Source organism: Huaxiibacter chinensis, assembly GCF_022171985.1.
GTDB classification, from domain to species: domain Bacteria; phylum Pseudomonadota; class Gammaproteobacteria; order Enterobacterales; family Enterobacteriaceae; genus Enterobacter; species Enterobacter chinensis_A.
Window position 1 is genome coordinate 46,412 of record NZ_JAJVHF010000015.1, and the last position, 15,794, is coordinate 62,205.

Consider the following 15,794-nt stretch of genomic DNA (forward strand, 5'->3'; position numbering starts at 1 on the left):
AAAATCACTCCATTTCTGGGATCGAATGAAAATTAACAGCTATAGATGTATCAGGTTTCCCATTTTCTACGATACTCAACCACGTACGCGCTGAGATTTGTTGTTCACAGACGAGTATGTAACCTGTTCCCTGTTGATGATGTAGCTCAAGAGCTTTTAGGATAGGCTCTGAATGAGGTCCGAGAGCATCACGCGTGTGAATAAGCGTTTGCTCTGGCAATACGTTGCTAAGCATAGACAGCAGAACATTACGCTCATCCTCATTATCCGACAAAACAAGAATTATACGAAAACCCGTTTTTATACGAAATCTGATTTCTGAAACTAACTTTCTTAATCTTAATTTATATATGACCAGGCGGAATCGAGTCATCAGTAAAGAGACCACTGTGAAGATAACGATTACTGCGCCATATTTTGACCTGTAGAACCACCAGTTAAGGCCTCCAGCAACTATCAGGATTAACATTAAAATTAAACTCCCATAGAAAAAAAGTGCTGGGTAGCGAGTTGTCTTTCCTTCAATTAGTGCTGAGGCAAATATCAAAATGGATATTCCGTAAATTACCCAGTCAAAAATACTTTCTCCAATCATTCTTTAGTGAACATCCTTAAAAGTGGAAATGTAGGTTTATGGGTTTATGCATTTTCCTGATGGCCTTGACAACCAAGGATTTCACAGAAATTGTCACAGTGTGAAGCTGTAACAAAGCGCTCTCCACGTTCGAATCGCTCAACCAAATCCTTTCTTACTTCACTTCCAGGTTTCTGGAAGATGTACTCAAACTGGAGATCCTCGGCCGTTGAAAGTAGTCGTTCTATGCTGAAATCAACATGGTAAAAGCAAAACTGATTATCAACCGGGGGAAAGTTGCTTTTGGTACTGTTCTCGTTTTTGGATTTTAGTTCATTCATGAGCTCTCCTTGGTTGAGAACAGTATACAAATCTCTTTAGGGATTTTTTTTCGTTAATAGCACTTTTTTGAGTTTAAAGAGTATGTTCATACCAGAGCATTAGAGGCTACGAAAAGGATAATGGAATTAGAAAGATAGATTTTAAGTGGTGATGTAAGGTGGGATAGGTAGAAGAGGAGTAGACGCTTGTAAGCGAGGCAAAAAAAAGGCACGGAAACCGTGCCATAAGAGTATGTGAGAAAAAATCAAAATCAGGGAAAGAATCAAGCAGCTTGTGAAACTGAATCTCCAACTGCAAGATTTAAATTTCTTAGGTTATCGAAAACTTCAGATACTAAGTCATTACGGTCGTGGATTTTAATCCGCCCACCGGTTAACTCTGAAACATAAACGGTATGGCAGAGGTCAGTAACCACTTCGCCGTATTCATCAACGACTTCCAAAGATGCAATCATCGGAATATAAGAAGCCGCAGCATAGCTCTCATAAATACTTATTATGGAGTCATTGTTGCGTCGAGAAATTACCCTACCAGAAGGTAAAGCCTCATCTTCCATATAGCAATCAGATAGGTCCTCACAGAAGTCATTTTCTTTAAGTGAAATATTAAGGGTCAATTCACTGTTGATAGAGCGTGAATAAGAATATTCACTCAGTTTATAGCAAGCCAAACTTATATCACTAAAAGTTTCATAAGCTTTATAGAGGCTCGATGTTATAGACTCAGATACAAATGTTATTAGTCCAATAAAATGAGTATCCCAGAACTGTTGCAAAGCAAAACGGGCAATCATAACCTGACCATCAACCTGCATCAGTCTGTTATATTCATCCCGGTCATAACCTTTCGACTGAGAAACATCATTAGACATGCTAAGAACTTCACTACAAACATCATCATATTCAAAACGGCTAGTTGCAAAGTGTTTTCCTGAAATCTCAAGGTACTGACCAGAGACTGCGTCAAACACCTCAAGAAAGTAACAGAGTCGAGATTTTAAAGATTCTCTGTTTAAAGCTTCTATTTCATTCTCAGAGATACTATCGACATATAAATCAACAGCATTCTTGAGTTCAATAGCTTTGATATTACAGGTAAAAGAAAGCTCGTCACTTTGACAATGGCAAACACTTAATACTATATCCGCCTCATCAAAATCTATGCCAAGATAGCTCAGAACTGCTCGGACATAGTTTTTATCATCAGATGAATGTGTCATATACACTACCTCAAATTTGAGAGGAAGTGCCCCAGAAGGGAAGCGACTTCCCCACTGGGTTAGATAAAAGTTTGGTTAAGCTAAAAGAAGATGCCAGCGACAGATTTTACATTGTCATAGACAAGTGTCTTCAGCCAACCAAAGTTACTTTTTTGGACTGAAGCAAAAGGATCATTGAGACGCGTTACGAAAATCGTCAAAAGCTTCAGTTATTAGTAATGTGCGATCAGTTACTCTGTATCGGTCATTACTTTCGAGAGATACGTAAGTTGAATGCGAAGAATCACAGACAACACGCCCTCTTTTATTGATCAATCTTACTTCCATCATCACCGGCACATTGATAATTGAAGCAACATCGGTATAGAGGGATATGAGGGCATCATTGTCACAATATAACGCCCCGTTCCCATCAAATGTATCGTTAAACTTAATATATATATCTGGCATATTTGCCGGATAATCATCAGTATTGAAATCAATGCATAACTTTAAGTCATCATTAATACGGCGATTAATCTTATGCTGCCCAACACGTACAAAGCCATGTTCAACAGCTTTGATAATCCTTAAAGTTTCATTAAGACAATCTGTAATTCTTTTCTCGACAAATGAGATAAAGTCACCAAAGTCGGAATGAAAAAACTGTTTAAGTGCAAATTTCGCAACTAACACTTTCCCATCCACCTTCATTTTATCGAGATAAAGATTTCTTATAGCATCAGTAGAAGAATTAGCTTTAGATAACTCTTCACAGTCATTAATAATCATTGAAACAATATCAATAACTTTAACTGGGCTTAAAGTATTACTATATCCGCGAATATCAAACGTAAAAAATCCGAAATTCTTAAATACTCCAAGAAAATAAATTATTTTTTGTTTCAAAAGAATAGAATCGGAGTAAGATGCGTTGTGCTTTATTAGTTCAGATATGTAGAGATCCAACATACAATTTAAATTATCGATATCTACATCGTAATCAAAGGTTACTTTGTCGAACGAAGTATCAGATAATTGAACGGTTATATCGTCAGCGGGAACATTAAGGCCTAAATTTTGATAAAGAAAGGCACTAACAAATTCCACGTGGTCAGATTCTTTAAACATTTACACTACCTCATGACTAAAAAGGAAGTGCTTCCCACCGGGAAGCAAGTTCCCGGATGGGTTAGATTAATTATAAAAGAGTTCTTCAGAAGGTACATGCATTTCTGGTTTGAACTGTTTTAAGGAGTTGTTTATAGCTTTTCGATATAACCCTGAAGAGTGTGGCTTAAACATTTGATATTCCGTAACGAGCAGAGGAGACGTAAAGCATCCTAAGTTCACTAGTGAAATATTTGATGTTTCTTCACAAACATCTAATTCAGCGTATATCCGCCTCTTCATTACCCTGCCTGCTAAATAGCGACGAACATGATTTATAAACTTGTCCGCATCTGATATAGAATTAACTATATAATCAGATGTGACTATCTGATTAGATACAGTTTCAGGTATAGCTTCGGCTATTATTTTTACGTTCATTTCATAATCAACACTATGGAAGCAAGCAAGAATTTGTGGCTTCGCGCTTTCTAAAATCTTTTCAAGAACAGAAAAAATCAGAGAGAACTCGTTTAAAATTCGCTTTTGTATAAGTCCATGTAGATGTTTTATGAAAGGAGAACCGTGTTCAACAAGGCCTAGTATAAGATCCTTAGAGGCCAAATCTGAGCGGTAATAAACGTATTCTAGATTATCCCGGTTAAATCCTTTGATAAGCAAATCAGGCTGCTCTGAGACCAGTCGTAAATGAGTTGAAGCTATAGAAACTTCAAAACGAAAGTTCGCGAGATTTACAGGGCCTGCTTTTAATGTAGCCGCTTCGGAAAAATAAATGAAAAGAGGATGCAAATCATCGTTACCACAGTAAAGATGGTCTGCGCCCTTAAGATATTTCACCAAATGAGGTAGAAAAGATATTACTGGAATATCAGCCACAAATCGAATATGCCGAAATGGTTTTGAATCCAAATATATATTTTCCACTACAGCGCCAACAAAACCCATTTTAACAAGAATAGATTCAACTAACTTTTGTATCGCATTCATTTAAATACCCTCTTAATAGAGGGATTTCTCCCAAAGGGAGAAATCCCTATGGGAGAAAATAATTTTAATTAATAATTGTAGCGAAGCGCATGTTCTTTTTCACTAAGATGGTTTTCATATTCCGACTTACCAGAACTTAAACACTCTTTGAAAAAGACCTTTGAAAAATTCTTCAAGTCACTTCGGTTGTTAATTTCTTTGTCAGACATCAACTTAGCTGAGTGTGAGGTATCCACAGGCCCCAACCACCATTCATATTTAATATAAACACAATTGGTTTTTGTATGTCCATTTAGAAATCGTTTTGCATTTCTAAGTATTTTTCTACAACCGTTAAGGTCTGAAAGTAAGATATCTGGAGCAATGAGCTCTTCCAGAATATGACCAGGTAAGCCTTTCCTAAAAAGCTCAACATCGTAACTACAATACCAGTCACGATAATTAAAAGCTTTAATAAGTCTTTCAGGTGTATCCAAAGATATCTTATTCAGGATTTTTAATGCAAAGCATACAGCATCTTTTAACAACTCGTGCACCTCAACATTGATAAATGAGAAAAACGAGCTTAATTCTTTCTCTAAGGAATTATACAACTTACCGTAAATATCCTGAGAAAAAAGATACTGCAATCTTTCTTTATTATAAGTGCAATTCGAAATTGAATAGACTTCTCCTCTTTCGATTTTGCACCCTTCCCTTAAAACTATAGGAAACCTCAAATGGTTAACAATGAAAGAATGATTCTTTCTTTGCTTCAAAGCATCTAATTGAAATTTCGTAATTTCCTCCAGATTTGCATCTTCAAAACCTGGAAAGGGAATATCACAGAAACAAGAACTATATGCTTTTGCTGATTCATACATAAACTCCAGTGAAACATCAGCATCAAAAGACATACCAGAGAACATGCCCTGCCCATTGTCTAAAAATGTAATGTTTTTAACCTGTATTTTTTTATGTTGAACAACCAAAAAGGCATTAATGATTTTTTCGATAATTTTCATGTGATCCTCTCTCAATAAAAAAGGGATCACTCCCATATGGGGTGTGATCCCCACATGGGTATAATTTAATTAAAAATCTGTAAGACCTAAATCTTTATTTCTACCACAAACTGTAGAAGATATAAGACGTTTTACTCGCTTTCGAGCACTTCGGCCTGACGTATCTTTCAAGTACATCGGTAATGACAATGATGAGATTTGATTACTTCGCTTATGATGGCAGACTATATAGCCCTGCCTCCACCCCGAACGCACAAACTCACGGATGCGGTTAATATATGCCGAAGCTTGAGATTTTGTACTTATCGATTCAGAACACTTTAAGTTCTGTTCGATAGAGTAAAGCTCAGCCGCCATTAATTTCACCTCATACAGGTCATCCCCATAACTTATAGTTTTCAACAGCTCTTCCTTTTCCCGAATGAAAAATACTTGCTGCATTCCAAGGATCAGGTCATAGGCCTCTCGAAAGAGGTCGATAAGCTTATTACGAACATAAATCATAAACTCCTCAAAGTGCTGAAGCCAGAAATAAGCCGCATTACTTATTTGTGAATTGTGAGAACAAACAAGCCCTTTAGCAAGCTCGACCTCTTCCTCCCGAAAAGTAAAGTTACTTTTCTTAAACCGACTTTGTTCAAAAATGCTTTGATGCATTTCTATCCATACAGAAACAAAACCGAGGGATTCAAATTCTTCGTTTAACAAATGTAAACTTTCGAAGATTTTCTGAATTTCGATCCCGATGTCATATGACAGTGGACATTCTTTTATAGAATAAACATAACCGGGTAGGAAGTGAGATAAATGCTCAGTTCGCAAATATAAACTGAATTTAAGTTCTGTCAGTGGTTGTTTCAAAGATAATTTAGATGATTCGCTTATATTTACTGGTTCAACACCATTTCTAATCAAAATAGCTTTTACCAGGTCCGTAGCTAACTTCATACAGCCTCCAGTCGTTATTGAGGCCTCCCTGATGCAGGTTGGCCATCAGGGAAAATATGTAAATCAATTAGCAACCAATCAGACCGTTGCCATTACATTGTCAATGTATCTGACAAGGGATGGGCGGTCGTCCTGTAAGGCAAAACGGCGAAGGTCATCAAGATTATACGCAGGAAGATAATCAGCGTAACCTCGAATACGAAGGTCCTCAACCACAACTTTTATATACTCAAATCGTCCAAGATTTCCTTTTAATGGGGGTTTTCCTGGACTAGACAGCATATCGTCTGCTTGCTCCCATGTGATTTCTTTAGCTTCACCACTATGTAGATCAAGATGGACATATATGAATGACTTATAATCTCCACGGCAACGAAGATAATATTTCGGATAGAAATATTTGTCACAACGCAACAAACACGTTCCTGAAGGACGAACTACGTACAACAGGTTTCTGTCATTTTCTAATATGCCATGTTTCAAAATCGTTATATCTATCTCATTATCATGCAGCAAATAGCATGACGATGGTTCATTGACGATGCGCGATTTTATAACAGCAGCAAATTTATTAAAAACTTCGTTAGTTTGAAAATTCATTAAAATGCTCTCCGATGTAAAACGACGAGCATCACCATAACGGTAATACTCCCGTTATGGGTTTTAATAGTTTATGGAATAACCATGTCATACAACCGACCATAGCCAGTAGTACCGCACATTTATTTAACTGAGCAAGCATCTCAGCCGTGAAAAGACCTTAAAGGCAGGTAATTATCACGAAGGAAAGCGGTTATCTTATCAATACAATTTAAAAAATAATATTGATAAGATAACCCCCCCCGCAAAATGCGGGGGAGTTATCGTTGTTACAGCTGATTAAGACATTCAGGAGCCCAGTGAATCGGGAATCCATCCTGCCCTGTTAACTGGAGAACATCGTTCCAGTCGATACCCTTTTTCCCATCAGGAATATCTTGTGCTGGTTCGAAGACTTCAATTGTCAGCTTTGATGCGGGATATCGTTTAGCCAAAAACTCAACCATGCGGCTTTGAAGTCGCTGAGCAGCTTCGATACCGGCACGAGTGCCTTGTGAGTTAGCAATATCCTTATCCGCCCAGATATAAAAGTTTATATATTTTACATCCGGCGGAGGCAGTAAAAAATCAGGAACAGTAACGTTTTCAAGGCACCATGCGGAGCTGGCTGCCCAGCATGGTGTTGAAGTCGCTTCTACAACAGAAAGCGCATTCTCGATCCCTTCAGCCACTCCCAGTGTCCAGGTCGAACTACCTGAATCATAGTGAGGGTCAAACAACTGAATTGAGCCACCTGTCATATCGGCAGGAGGCTTCATCATCAGCTTTGGATTTTCTACAGGTGCCTTATCACCGTTTTTGTCTACGTATGTTCTATGGATAGTCAGAGGCCGACCTCGGGTGTCACGATAGATTGCAATCATTCCCGGATAGATAATCGATTTCTGCTTATCTTTATCCCAATAGTAGATCCGGTTATTAAAGCCTAAATCCTTTGGTAAGTGACTCAGTAAGCGGGAGATCCCACGATTACGGAGGTACAAAGCAACAGGAGTATTAGGCTTTATTTCACCGGTATAGTGATACATCACATCAAGTTTTCGCATTCGCTTTGCCACTTCCTCTCGGTCAAGAGTTTCTGTGGCACGAACTGCTGATTTATAGCGTCGTTCATTTTCAATGTCGGCGTCAGTTAACGGAGCATGCAGATCCATCCCGAAAAAATCTGAGAGAATCTTTTTGCAAGTCTGCGTTTTACTTAATTCATAATATTTCGCCAGAACATCAATTCCGTCGCAAAACTCATTTACCGGAAAGTCATTATGGATCGCACATCCGGTATAAAGGTCTTTTTGTCGGAAACGAAACTTCGATTTCCCTGCGCCAGTAAACGGGCAAGGAACCTGGCTCGGGGCTTTTGCACAAGCGTCTTTGAAAGCAGGTATTCTTTCGAATATATACTTCCAGCCAGACACTTCAGCAATTCGAGCATGAACGAGTTTAATAAAGTGTTCAGATACTTCCTGTGGTTTACGACGAAGAGCCGGGGATGCATAAGTCATGATGATCTCTCTTATCTGGCATTGTGAGTTTCTCAATGCCTTCTGCGGTGCAGAAGACAGGGAGAAACCCACAACGCAGAATTTAAGAAAGAGGGCCCGGGGGCCCTCAACATTTATGCTTCAGTCGTGAAGCCATTATTCTCAAGACGCTGTATGTAGTTATCTACAAGTAACGCAGCCTGCTGGCTATTACCCTCCGCTATAGTGACTTCGCGGAAGATTCTTTCCTGAGGGCTATCATTGCTTATAACTTCACCAACACGTCCGAAAATACGGACTTTATGCATCGCACCGACTTTTTCATGTTCTACACGGTAAGTTTTTATCTGAGTCATATTTTGCTCCTTATTCCTTCATGGAGCAAAAAGACCCACCGGGGCCTTTTTGCCCCGATTGGGTAGAGTTTATTAAGAAAGTATTTGATGAACTAGCTTACTGACTTCAATAGACAATAAAGAAGTATCATCAACTGTTACGAAAGTGTCCGTTTCAAAACCAATTATTTCATCAGTCTTAATACCAACACCAACGATTTCTATTCCATTACATTTAGCCTTTTCCATAACTTCGACGATAGTAAATTCCGATTTATTCGGATAACCATCAGTTATAAGAAAAATTATTTTCCTATCGAATTGGCTGTCAAGTAACAGATCAACAGCTGCCATTAAAGCAGATCCCGTAGGGGTATAATAACCCTTACATCCAAGAGTGAATTTCGATAGAGATTCCTCAACGCTTTGATCAAACGTTTTGATAATCTCAAATTCACTTTCCTTGAAGGGAAAAACTATATTGGAGACATGCATTTTTGACAAACTTTCAGCGGCCATCGATAAAGCAAGATCTGACTTAATGGCATGAATATATCTTTCATCATTAGCCATTGACGCTGAAATATCACGAACTAATACGAGGCCAACATGCCCTCTATTTTTAGATTCGCTTTGAGCTCTGAAGACATCACGAACTCCCATTTGTGACAGAATTAATCGATTTCCATCGAAGGTAATTCCACGCTCATGAGTTTTGTTTCGGCCACGCATTTTAACCTGCTGTAAAACAGACAAGTCGCTACCGATTGAATGACTCAGAGACAAAGCCTCATTGTAAACATTCAAATCGATAAGGAGATCAGGGATATCCCATTCAGAAGCACCGAATTCGGCTTTCACGTCATCGGATACTTTTGATGCAATACCTTCAATCTCTTTAGCCAAAGCATCGTGATAATCTTCGCTATCCTCATCACTGCTAAGAAAGGCATCCAACAAATCTGCCAGTATCTCCCATTGAGCCGATGAAAAGTTACTTTCATCTTCAACGTTAGTCGAACTGGCTTCATCTGATTCACTCTCGGAAGGGTTAATCGCATCAGTATCGTCTTCAATAATGTTATCACCCGTGGGATTGCCACCGGTGGGTTCATTATTTCCCTCGTTATCTTCAGCAAGTTCTGAAGGCTCAGAACATCCCTCTTGAGCAAGATCAGCGTTATCGGAAGTATCTGCCTGACCTTCACTATCGTCCTCAGAATCATCCTCACGACTATCAGTCGACGTAAGCGATTTATCTTCTGATTCGGTATCGGTATCGGTCTCGGATTCATCATATGCCTCCTGCTCCTCCTGCTCTGTCTGCTGCTGTTGTTCCTTTGCCTCATCCCGCAGTCTCTCTAAAAGAGCCAGGGTCTTACGAGCAAGGGATTCACAGCCCTGAGTATTTTCACAACCAAGAGCATCATGAAAAATTTCCTCAACATCAGAAATTACTGGAGAAAGTATCTTTTGGGCATAGTCAAAAAACGGATCGAGGGTTTCTTTGTGACCTACCTGCTGAAGGACTTTTACTCGCAATGAGTTAAGCAGATACCACTCAATAAATAGGACAGGATTTTCCGGACGAGAAGATATATCAGGAGTCATCCTTCCGGCTTTAACCATCAGTGCGTAAGTGGCTGCAAGCCGCCGCTTTGCATCCGGATAATCGTTACCAACCTTCTCTTCCATCTGTACATCATCGAACAGATTTATAAGCCCGGTAAGACGTTTTGCCCTGCTATAAGCTTTACGTTTCTCAGCGAGGCTCTCAAACTCTGCATTCATTCCGTCATCGAAGCGTGTAAACCCTTCAGATGACATGAGAACACTATTAAAGGCGTCACTGTAAACCTCACTGACGGTATAGCGACCATGACCAGCTTCATGACAGGTAAAACCTTCAATCAGACTGACAAAGTCATCATCGCTATAATCGCCGTTTGGTAAAACACAAACTTTATTGACAGGATCAAAATACGGTCCTTTGGTATTGTCGTCTATTACAACTCTTACATCGCCTAAGCCGCTAATGACTTTTGCTATATTCTGTAAACGCTTAATATGGCGCGGCGATGATTTAAGATCTAATTTCATAGAATACCTCTTTATAAAAAGGGGTACTCACCCAGATGGTGAAGTACCCATCTGGGGTTTTTAATAAAGCAAACAGTTACCAGCCTTTGAGCTCGATATCAAAACCATTTTCAGCATTGTCTTCCTGTTGCGAAACTGATTTCTCAGGTTCAGCTACAGAATCAGTGTTTGAAAACGTGCTGTTTTTTATATCGTTCTCTACGACAGGTTCAACCTGAAACACATTTGTTGAATCTAAAATAGCTTCAATACCTGTGTTCTGTAGCGCGTTCGGTTCTGTTTGTGAGCTTTGATTAAATGATCTGGTAATAGATTCCAACCAGTCAGTAACCTTTTGCTCTCCTGAAATAATACGCTTTAACATTGAAGCATCACTCATGAAATAAAACCACTGCTGTAACACCGCAACGTCGCGAGGTTCAGAAATGGCACCTTTAGGTAAATTATTCATTATGTGTTTTATAGCTTCTGCAAGTACTGCCGCCTCTTTATGTATAAACATGAAGCTAATGATCTTATTTTGCATTTGCTTCAGTCGGTCAATAGTACTTGAGCGCAAATTATTATTTTTACTAATTTTTTCATAAACCCTCATTGCTTCTTCTGCCAGATCTGTTATCAATTGTTCCTGATAGTAGTCCTGGGTTTCATCACCTTCAACGCTAATAGGCGTAAAAGGAATAAAGTGAGCAATATTAAATCTAAAGGATTTTATGAAATCATCTTTAGTTAATTTCAACTGATCAATCAAAGAAGACATTCTTGGGCTTCTATTTTTTTCAGCCTCAATATGCATCTCATAATTGTCTACAACGTTTTGAATACCTGCCTGAAACTCTCGTTCAATCTCTTGGGCCCCTTCCAGAAACTCTTCCATACTGGAAACTGGTAAAATCCACATATTGCTATAGCGGATGCACAAGCGTGAGCAAAGGGTTGATATTCTGCTGGTAATCGTACTTTTGAAGCTAAGGGCTTTTATGTCAATCCAACGTACTTCGCTTTTAGATACGCTTTTTTGATCCGTAATATCATCTCCATCATAAGACAAATCGATTTTATCGGTTCGACGCGATCCTTGACAGCCACTTATTTCAATTTTTGTTATAACTGCACCTTCCAGTAAATCTGGATATGATTTTGCAAAATTCTCAGAGATTTGTTTTGCAGATACTTTGTTAAGCATTGAAGTATTTAAAGTCATGGGTTTCTCCAAAAAAAAGGGGAAACCCTCCCCAACGGGAAAGATTTCCCGATAGGGTTGATATTAAAGCTTCTCTGGTGCAATTAAAAGAATACCGGGAAACTCAGCGGCAACATCATCATTGCCCATTGCTCCCTGATACATATAACCTTTTAATTCCATTTCTTTAATTAGACCTTCCATATTTATTTTACCATCATGATAAAACAATAAAGAATAGTCGTTATTCAGTTGCATAAGTCCAGTAAAATTAGTTCCGTTTTTTGCTATAGCAATGGTAGCAGCACCATCCGTACTTAAAAACGCACTAAATTCAAGATGGGATAACTCTGAGATACAAATATCAGAGGTTTCATAACAAATCCCATCTAACTCGACTTTTTTGCTGTGAAATACTCCAGCGATTTATCCTTGTCTTCGCCAAGAGAAAGATCTATAGCTTGAAGAACAAGATCGACCACATGTAAAGGTAAAGCAGAAGCAAAAGCTATTTTGAAAGTGTCAAGAAGACTAAAGGTTTTTAACGTCATCGACGTGCCAACCCAAGCTACTAATTGACGAATATCCATCACACTGTCTTCTGTACCAGAGTCATTTACTGCAATCGCTACTCTTACGAACTTCTCAATGACCTGAAAAGGCAAAGAGCTATATCGTTTAGTAAGCACATTGGTTAAAGCAACTTTGTCGGGCTTCTCCATTTCAACTATCAAGAACCGCTTTATAAAAGCTGCATCTTGACGTTGAGAAGAAACGAACCGGCGAGCGCCTCCACTCATGTTTGTGTTTGCAGTACCAATAAATCGCGTGTAGCCATTAGCAGTTATAACCTCACCACCATTAGCACTGAGTGACCAGGGCTTACGTTCAATGGGCATGTGAAGTTTTGCTGCCGTATCAGGATCGATTTTGTCCACTTCATCCAGAAGAATGAGGTGACCATTACGAAATCCCGTTACCAAATCGCTGTGTACAAAACCTGTATTACCACCATTAAGACTGCGCTCACCTTCAAGCTCATCAACTCGAATATTGCTGTTGATCTGCTTAATTGTCAGCGGCCAATTCATCATGTGGCTAATGTACATTACCATTTCAGTCTTGCCAGAACCGGACTCACCTTTAAGACACACACTTAAATCTATATCCGGACTGATAAGCAGTTTAACCACTTGTTCAAGTATTCGGGGATTTGGTATGTAGTCTTTGTTCAGCGGAGCTCGATACGAGGTTTTAGTTTTGAAAACAGGCACAGCCATCTTTGGATCCATTTCTGGAATACCAAAAAGGTCCTTTGCTAGAACTAAAAGATACTCACCTTTATCCACATAATGTTTTAACTTTATAACATCCGGGGAAAGAAGAGCTTCTAATTTTTCATAAGCATCAGAAGATGTTTCATTTAACTTCATAGCGGCATTAGACATTTTTAACTCCGGTAAAATGCAAACACCGCCCTCTGGCAGATGTTTGCCAGTGGCATTTTATTTGAGATTCATTTGGCAAATAGTTGCCATCAGTTTCCTGATTTGAGGCACATTATAACCAAGATGATTTCCCACTATTTCAAAAGCTTCAGACATGATCCATTCAAAATGATTTTCGAATATTGGATTTATTTCTAACTTGCCAAAAGCGTTTCGTTTAGTTAACAGATCACATGAAACAAGCTCGTCAAACAACTCTAATGTGGATTTAAAAGCTTTTATGTAAACATCCATAATTTCCCTGTCAGTCCATTTAACAGCCAGTTTTTTTTCTGACATTAAATAATCCTGATCAAAGAAGATGTCCCAGCCCATATCGTCATTGCAATCATGCAAAATGATTTCATCATCATTCCTGCATTCAGCTAATTTCGTGTTTTCACTAATCGAACGATGCGAATGATAATAGAGCCATGATTTTAATTCCGCTCTAAATTCACATGCATCAAGTCCATGAGATAAACAAGTGTATTCAAATGATTTTGACATATACCACCGTGTTTCAGCTTCTAAAAGTGGATTCACTGTGATATTACCATTGTCATCTTTGAAGAATAACTTTCTCCTCAACACTAGTTCTTTAATGATTTCCAAAGACTCTTCCATAGCGGATAGAAAAACAACATACACATCCTCAGGGGTCCATTCTATTACCAGACCACCCAAATCTGGGTTATATTCTTCAACCGAATATAGATAATCTGTTTCTGCTGCAAAATTAATTGTATGCAAAATCTGATTTTTAAGTAATTTGGATTTTTCATAAAGGTGATTTTCACGCCTTTCAGAATCATAATTTATCTCAGAAATGTTACTTTCATCTGATTTAAAGTTTAATCCGGACGTGTATGCATCATTTAAATGCTCTTTGGGTGAATCAACTATTTGCGTTATTTCATCTTCATCTATATCGAATATAGAAAAAAAACTAAGTTGATTACTACTTATTGCAGTAGCCCTAAATTTTTGTTTCATGGGGACTCCAAAAGGAGAAATCCCATGAAGGGATTTCTCCCCTTTAGGGTGGGTTTAATGTCAGATCTGATTAAAGCTACTTTGTCCAAAACCTTTTAGAGGTTTAGGTATGTGAGCCAACTTACTTGTTGCTACCACTCTCATGTAGTCAAGAGGATGTTCTCTCCCTTCAATCATAATAGTATCGACAACAATATAACCGGAGACCATCAACTCATCACCCTGATTTATACCAGTGAAACAGGTTGAATACATTTCAGGCGACACCTTGATTTGAACTGAAAATTCTCTCTCAGTGATTTCACCATCAACTTCTGTCTTCATCCTATTTTTGAGCTTTATTAACAAACCTATACTCTGGTCAGTCATTTTTTTCTCCACAGCACTGATAACTATCCCGGACACTTTTACTTCATTGATATATTCAAGATATGACATTTTCCGCTCCTCGATTTGTTCAAAGAGAAGCCCCGTTAGGGTTCCCCCTTAACAGGATTAAATAAATTTATTAGTTACATACATGAACGTGCAGACTACCAAACAGGCAATTCCGGCAATATGTAACCAATTTCTTGTTGGTTTAGTTGGTGCAATCGCTAAAGAGTTCTCCAACTTCTCTGTTACAAGACGTCGATTCTCTGCTTTAGCCGCATCATCTAAATATTGAGTTTCACGCTTAGCGAGAGTCTCAATTTTCGATTTTATTGCATGGTCCCATCCTTTAGTTTCAAAAACGCTTAACTCACTAAAGGTGTGCGTCATGAGATCTTCTGGGAAACCCAGTTTTTTCATTAACGGACGAATGGTATCATACATTTTTTCTACATTTTCGTAGTGGGCCTTTACTGCGACATCAAAACGCTTACGTAAAGTTAATTTTTCACGTTTGCAAATGATGTCCGAAACCCAATTTATTAACTGCTCATTTTTGAGTTCACTGGCTTTTTCAAGTGAGTAATCCAGATTATCCACGTCAAGAAATGAATTTAATCCGTATTTTTCAAACTCCTCAACAAGATATTTATCCAGTTCAGTTAAGCTTTTAAAAAGTGGTACATCTGGGGAAGCTTTAAGAAGCTTATAAGCTCCTTCGAAATCAATTTTCTTGACCACGAGCTCCACAACATCCACATGATAATAGCTTGAATAAGCAGAAAGCTTTTCGGCCAACAAAGACACAGGCTTAAGAGACTTAAGTTCAATGATATTTGGGCCGTCCTCATTCAAAATAACAATCAGTTCATTATCACGTTCTGTATATTTCATCAGAACTTCTAAGAGCTGTTTGTTTAGCGCCTTATCCATCTCTGGAATAATTTCACTAAAGGTTTGATGAAGGGCTTTACTGCGAGCTTTATTTTTAGACATTTGGGGTCACCTATATATAGTAAGAAGGAAGAAACAAATTTTTGTTTCAACACGAAGGCA

General features: G+C 38.5%; 17 protein-coding genes. All 17 read right to left on the reverse strand.

All coding sequences use genetic code 11. The features are described 5' to 3' along the window. Positions 1 to 4 precede the first annotated feature (4 nt). Entirely contained in the window at positions 5 to 595 is a 591-nt protein-coding gene (locus LZP96_RS21160; RefSeq protein WP_000578891.1) for a hypothetical protein, read from the reverse strand. 44 nt (positions 596 to 639) lie between these two features. Continuing rightward, positions 640 to 915, reverse strand: coding sequence for a hypothetical protein (locus LZP96_RS21165; protein ID WP_001004200.1), 276 nt, complete (start codon positions 913 to 915; stop codon positions 640 to 642). Positions 916 to 1,178: 263 nt separating this feature from the next. Further along, positions 1,179 to 2,135 carry a hypothetical protein gene (locus LZP96_RS21170; RefSeq protein WP_000149830.1) on the reverse strand — a complete coding sequence of 319 codons (957 nt, stop codon included), beginning with the start codon at positions 2,133 to 2,135 and terminating at the stop codon, positions 1,179 to 1,181. Between the two features lie 171 nt (positions 2,136 to 2,306). Continuing rightward, a complete protein-coding gene (locus LZP96_RS21175) occupies positions 2,307 to 3,245 on the reverse strand; it encodes a hypothetical protein (RefSeq protein ID WP_000472041.1) in 939 nt (312 codons plus the stop codon). Positions 3,246 to 3,311: 66 nt separating this feature from the next. Then, on the reverse strand, positions 3,312 to 4,232 hold the full coding sequence (locus LZP96_RS21180) for a hypothetical protein (protein WP_000991697.1): 921 nt from the start codon (positions 4,230 to 4,232) through the stop codon (positions 3,312 to 3,314). 68 nt (positions 4,233 to 4,300) lie between these two features. Next, positions 4,301 to 5,236, reverse strand: coding sequence for a hypothetical protein (locus LZP96_RS21185; RefSeq protein WP_000691119.1), 936 nt, complete (start codon positions 5,234 to 5,236; stop codon positions 4,301 to 4,303). Positions 5,237 to 5,305: 69 nt separating this feature from the next. Further along, on the reverse strand, positions 5,306 to 6,184 hold the full coding sequence (locus LZP96_RS21190) for a hypothetical protein (protein WP_000762003.1): 879 nt from the start codon (positions 6,182 to 6,184) through the stop codon (positions 5,306 to 5,308). A 78-nt stretch (positions 6,185 to 6,262) separates the two neighbouring features. Further along, positions 6,263 to 6,784, reverse strand: coding sequence for a hypothetical protein (locus tag LZP96_RS21195; RefSeq protein ID WP_001011130.1), 522 nt, complete (start codon positions 6,782 to 6,784; stop codon positions 6,263 to 6,265). A 269-nt stretch (positions 6,785 to 7,053) separates the two neighbouring features. After that, the gene (locus tag LZP96_RS21200) at positions 7,054 to 8,286 is read right to left on the reverse strand and encodes a DUF7146 domain-containing protein (RefSeq protein WP_000220379.1); all 1,233 of its coding nucleotides are present in this window, start codon (positions 8,284 to 8,286) and stop codon (positions 7,054 to 7,056) included. 113 nt (positions 8,287 to 8,399) lie between these two features. Then, positions 8,400 to 8,621: a hypothetical protein gene (locus LZP96_RS21205; RefSeq protein ID WP_000192120.1), complete on the reverse strand. Its 222-nt coding sequence runs from the start codon at positions 8,619 to 8,621 to the stop codon at positions 8,400 to 8,402. A 72-nt stretch (positions 8,622 to 8,693) separates the two neighbouring features. Next, positions 8,694 to 10,700: a VWA domain-containing protein gene (locus tag LZP96_RS21210; protein ID WP_000762700.1), complete on the reverse strand. Its 2,007-nt coding sequence runs from the start codon at positions 10,698 to 10,700 to the stop codon at positions 8,694 to 8,696. 76 nt (positions 10,701 to 10,776) lie between these two features. Further along, positions 10,777 to 11,904: a DUF3150 domain-containing protein gene (locus LZP96_RS21215; RefSeq protein ID WP_000174396.1), complete on the reverse strand. Its 1,128-nt coding sequence runs from the start codon at positions 11,902 to 11,904 to the stop codon at positions 10,777 to 10,779. A 63-nt stretch (positions 11,905 to 11,967) separates the two neighbouring features. Continuing rightward, the gene (locus LZP96_RS21220) at positions 11,968 to 12,141 is read right to left on the reverse strand and encodes a hypothetical protein (protein WP_001176645.1); all 174 of its coding nucleotides are present in this window, start codon (positions 12,139 to 12,141) and stop codon (positions 11,968 to 11,970) included. A 131-nt stretch (positions 12,142 to 12,272) separates the two neighbouring features. Then, on the reverse strand, positions 12,273 to 13,331 hold the full coding sequence (locus tag LZP96_RS21225) for an ATP-binding protein (protein ID WP_000063335.1): 1,059 nt from the start codon (positions 13,329 to 13,331) through the stop codon (positions 12,273 to 12,275). A 57-nt stretch (positions 13,332 to 13,388) separates the two neighbouring features. Next, complete coding sequence (locus LZP96_RS21230; RefSeq protein WP_000810361.1) at positions 13,389 to 14,366, reverse strand: hypothetical protein; 978 nt, start codon at positions 14,364 to 14,366, stop codon at positions 13,389 to 13,391. Between the two features lie 60 nt (positions 14,367 to 14,426). Further along, positions 14,427 to 14,804, reverse strand: a complete 378-nt coding sequence (locus tag LZP96_RS21235; protein WP_000120822.1) for a hypothetical protein — start codon at positions 14,802 to 14,804, stop codon at positions 14,427 to 14,429. 57 nt (positions 14,805 to 14,861) lie between these two features. Further along, the gene (locus LZP96_RS21240) at positions 14,862 to 15,734 is read right to left on the reverse strand and encodes a hypothetical protein (protein ID WP_000041927.1); all 873 of its coding nucleotides are present in this window, start codon (positions 15,732 to 15,734) and stop codon (positions 14,862 to 14,864) included. Between the last annotated feature and the right edge of the window lie 60 nt (positions 15,735 to 15,794).

Coding starts and splice junctions, on each gene's coding strand:
- LZP96_RS21210 (WP_000762700.1), bottom strand. CDS start 10,700: ATGAAATTAGATCTTAAATCATCGCCGCGCCATATTAAGCGTTTACAG.
- LZP96_RS21235 (WP_000120822.1), bottom strand. CDS start 14,804: ATGTCATATCTTGAATATATCAATGAAGTAAAAGTGTCCGGGATAGTT.
- LZP96_RS21185 (WP_000691119.1), bottom strand. CDS start 5,236: ATGAAAATTATCGAAAAAATCATTAATGCCTTTTTGGTTGTTCAACAT.
- LZP96_RS21225 (WP_000063335.1), bottom strand. CDS start 13,331: ATGTCTAATGCCGCTATGAAGTTAAATGAAACATCTTCTGATGCTTAT.
- LZP96_RS21165 (WP_001004200.1), bottom strand. CDS start 915: ATGAATGAACTAAAATCCAAAAACGAGAACAGTACCAAAAGCAACTTT.
- LZP96_RS21230 (WP_000810361.1), bottom strand. CDS start 14,366: ATGAAACAAAAATTTAGGGCTACTGCAATAAGTAGTAATCAACTTAGT.
- LZP96_RS21195 (WP_001011130.1), bottom strand. CDS start 6,784: ATGAATTTTCAAACTAACGAAGTTTTTAATAAATTTGCTGCTGTTATA.
- LZP96_RS21200 (WP_000220379.1), bottom strand. CDS start 8,286: ATGACTTATGCATCCCCGGCTCTTCGTCGTAAACCACAGGAAGTATCT.
- LZP96_RS21175 (WP_000472041.1), bottom strand. CDS start 3,245: ATGTTTAAAGAATCTGACCACGTGGAATTTGTTAGTGCCTTTCTTTAT.
- LZP96_RS21220 (WP_001176645.1), bottom strand. CDS start 12,141: ATGCAACTGAATAACGACTATTCTTTATTGTTTTATCATGATGGTAAA.
- LZP96_RS21240 (WP_000041927.1), bottom strand. CDS start 15,734: ATGTCTAAAAATAAAGCTCGCAGTAAAGCCCTTCATCAAACCTTTAGT.
- LZP96_RS21190 (WP_000762003.1), bottom strand. CDS start 6,184: ATGAAGTTAGCTACGGACCTGGTAAAAGCTATTTTGATTAGAAATGGT.
- LZP96_RS21160 (WP_000578891.1), bottom strand. CDS start 595: ATGATTGGAGAAAGTATTTTTGACTGGGTAATTTACGGAATATCCATT.
- LZP96_RS21180 (WP_000991697.1), bottom strand. CDS start 4,232: ATGAATGCGATACAAAAGTTAGTTGAATCTATTCTTGTTAAAATGGGT.
- LZP96_RS21205 (WP_000192120.1), bottom strand. CDS start 8,621: ATGACTCAGATAAAAACTTACCGTGTAGAACATGAAAAAGTCGGTGCG.
- LZP96_RS21170 (WP_000149830.1), bottom strand. CDS start 2,135: ATGACACATTCATCTGATGATAAAAACTATGTCCGAGCAGTTCTGAGC.
- LZP96_RS21215 (WP_000174396.1), bottom strand. CDS start 11,904: ATGACTTTAAATACTTCAATGCTTAACAAAGTATCTGCAAAACAAATC.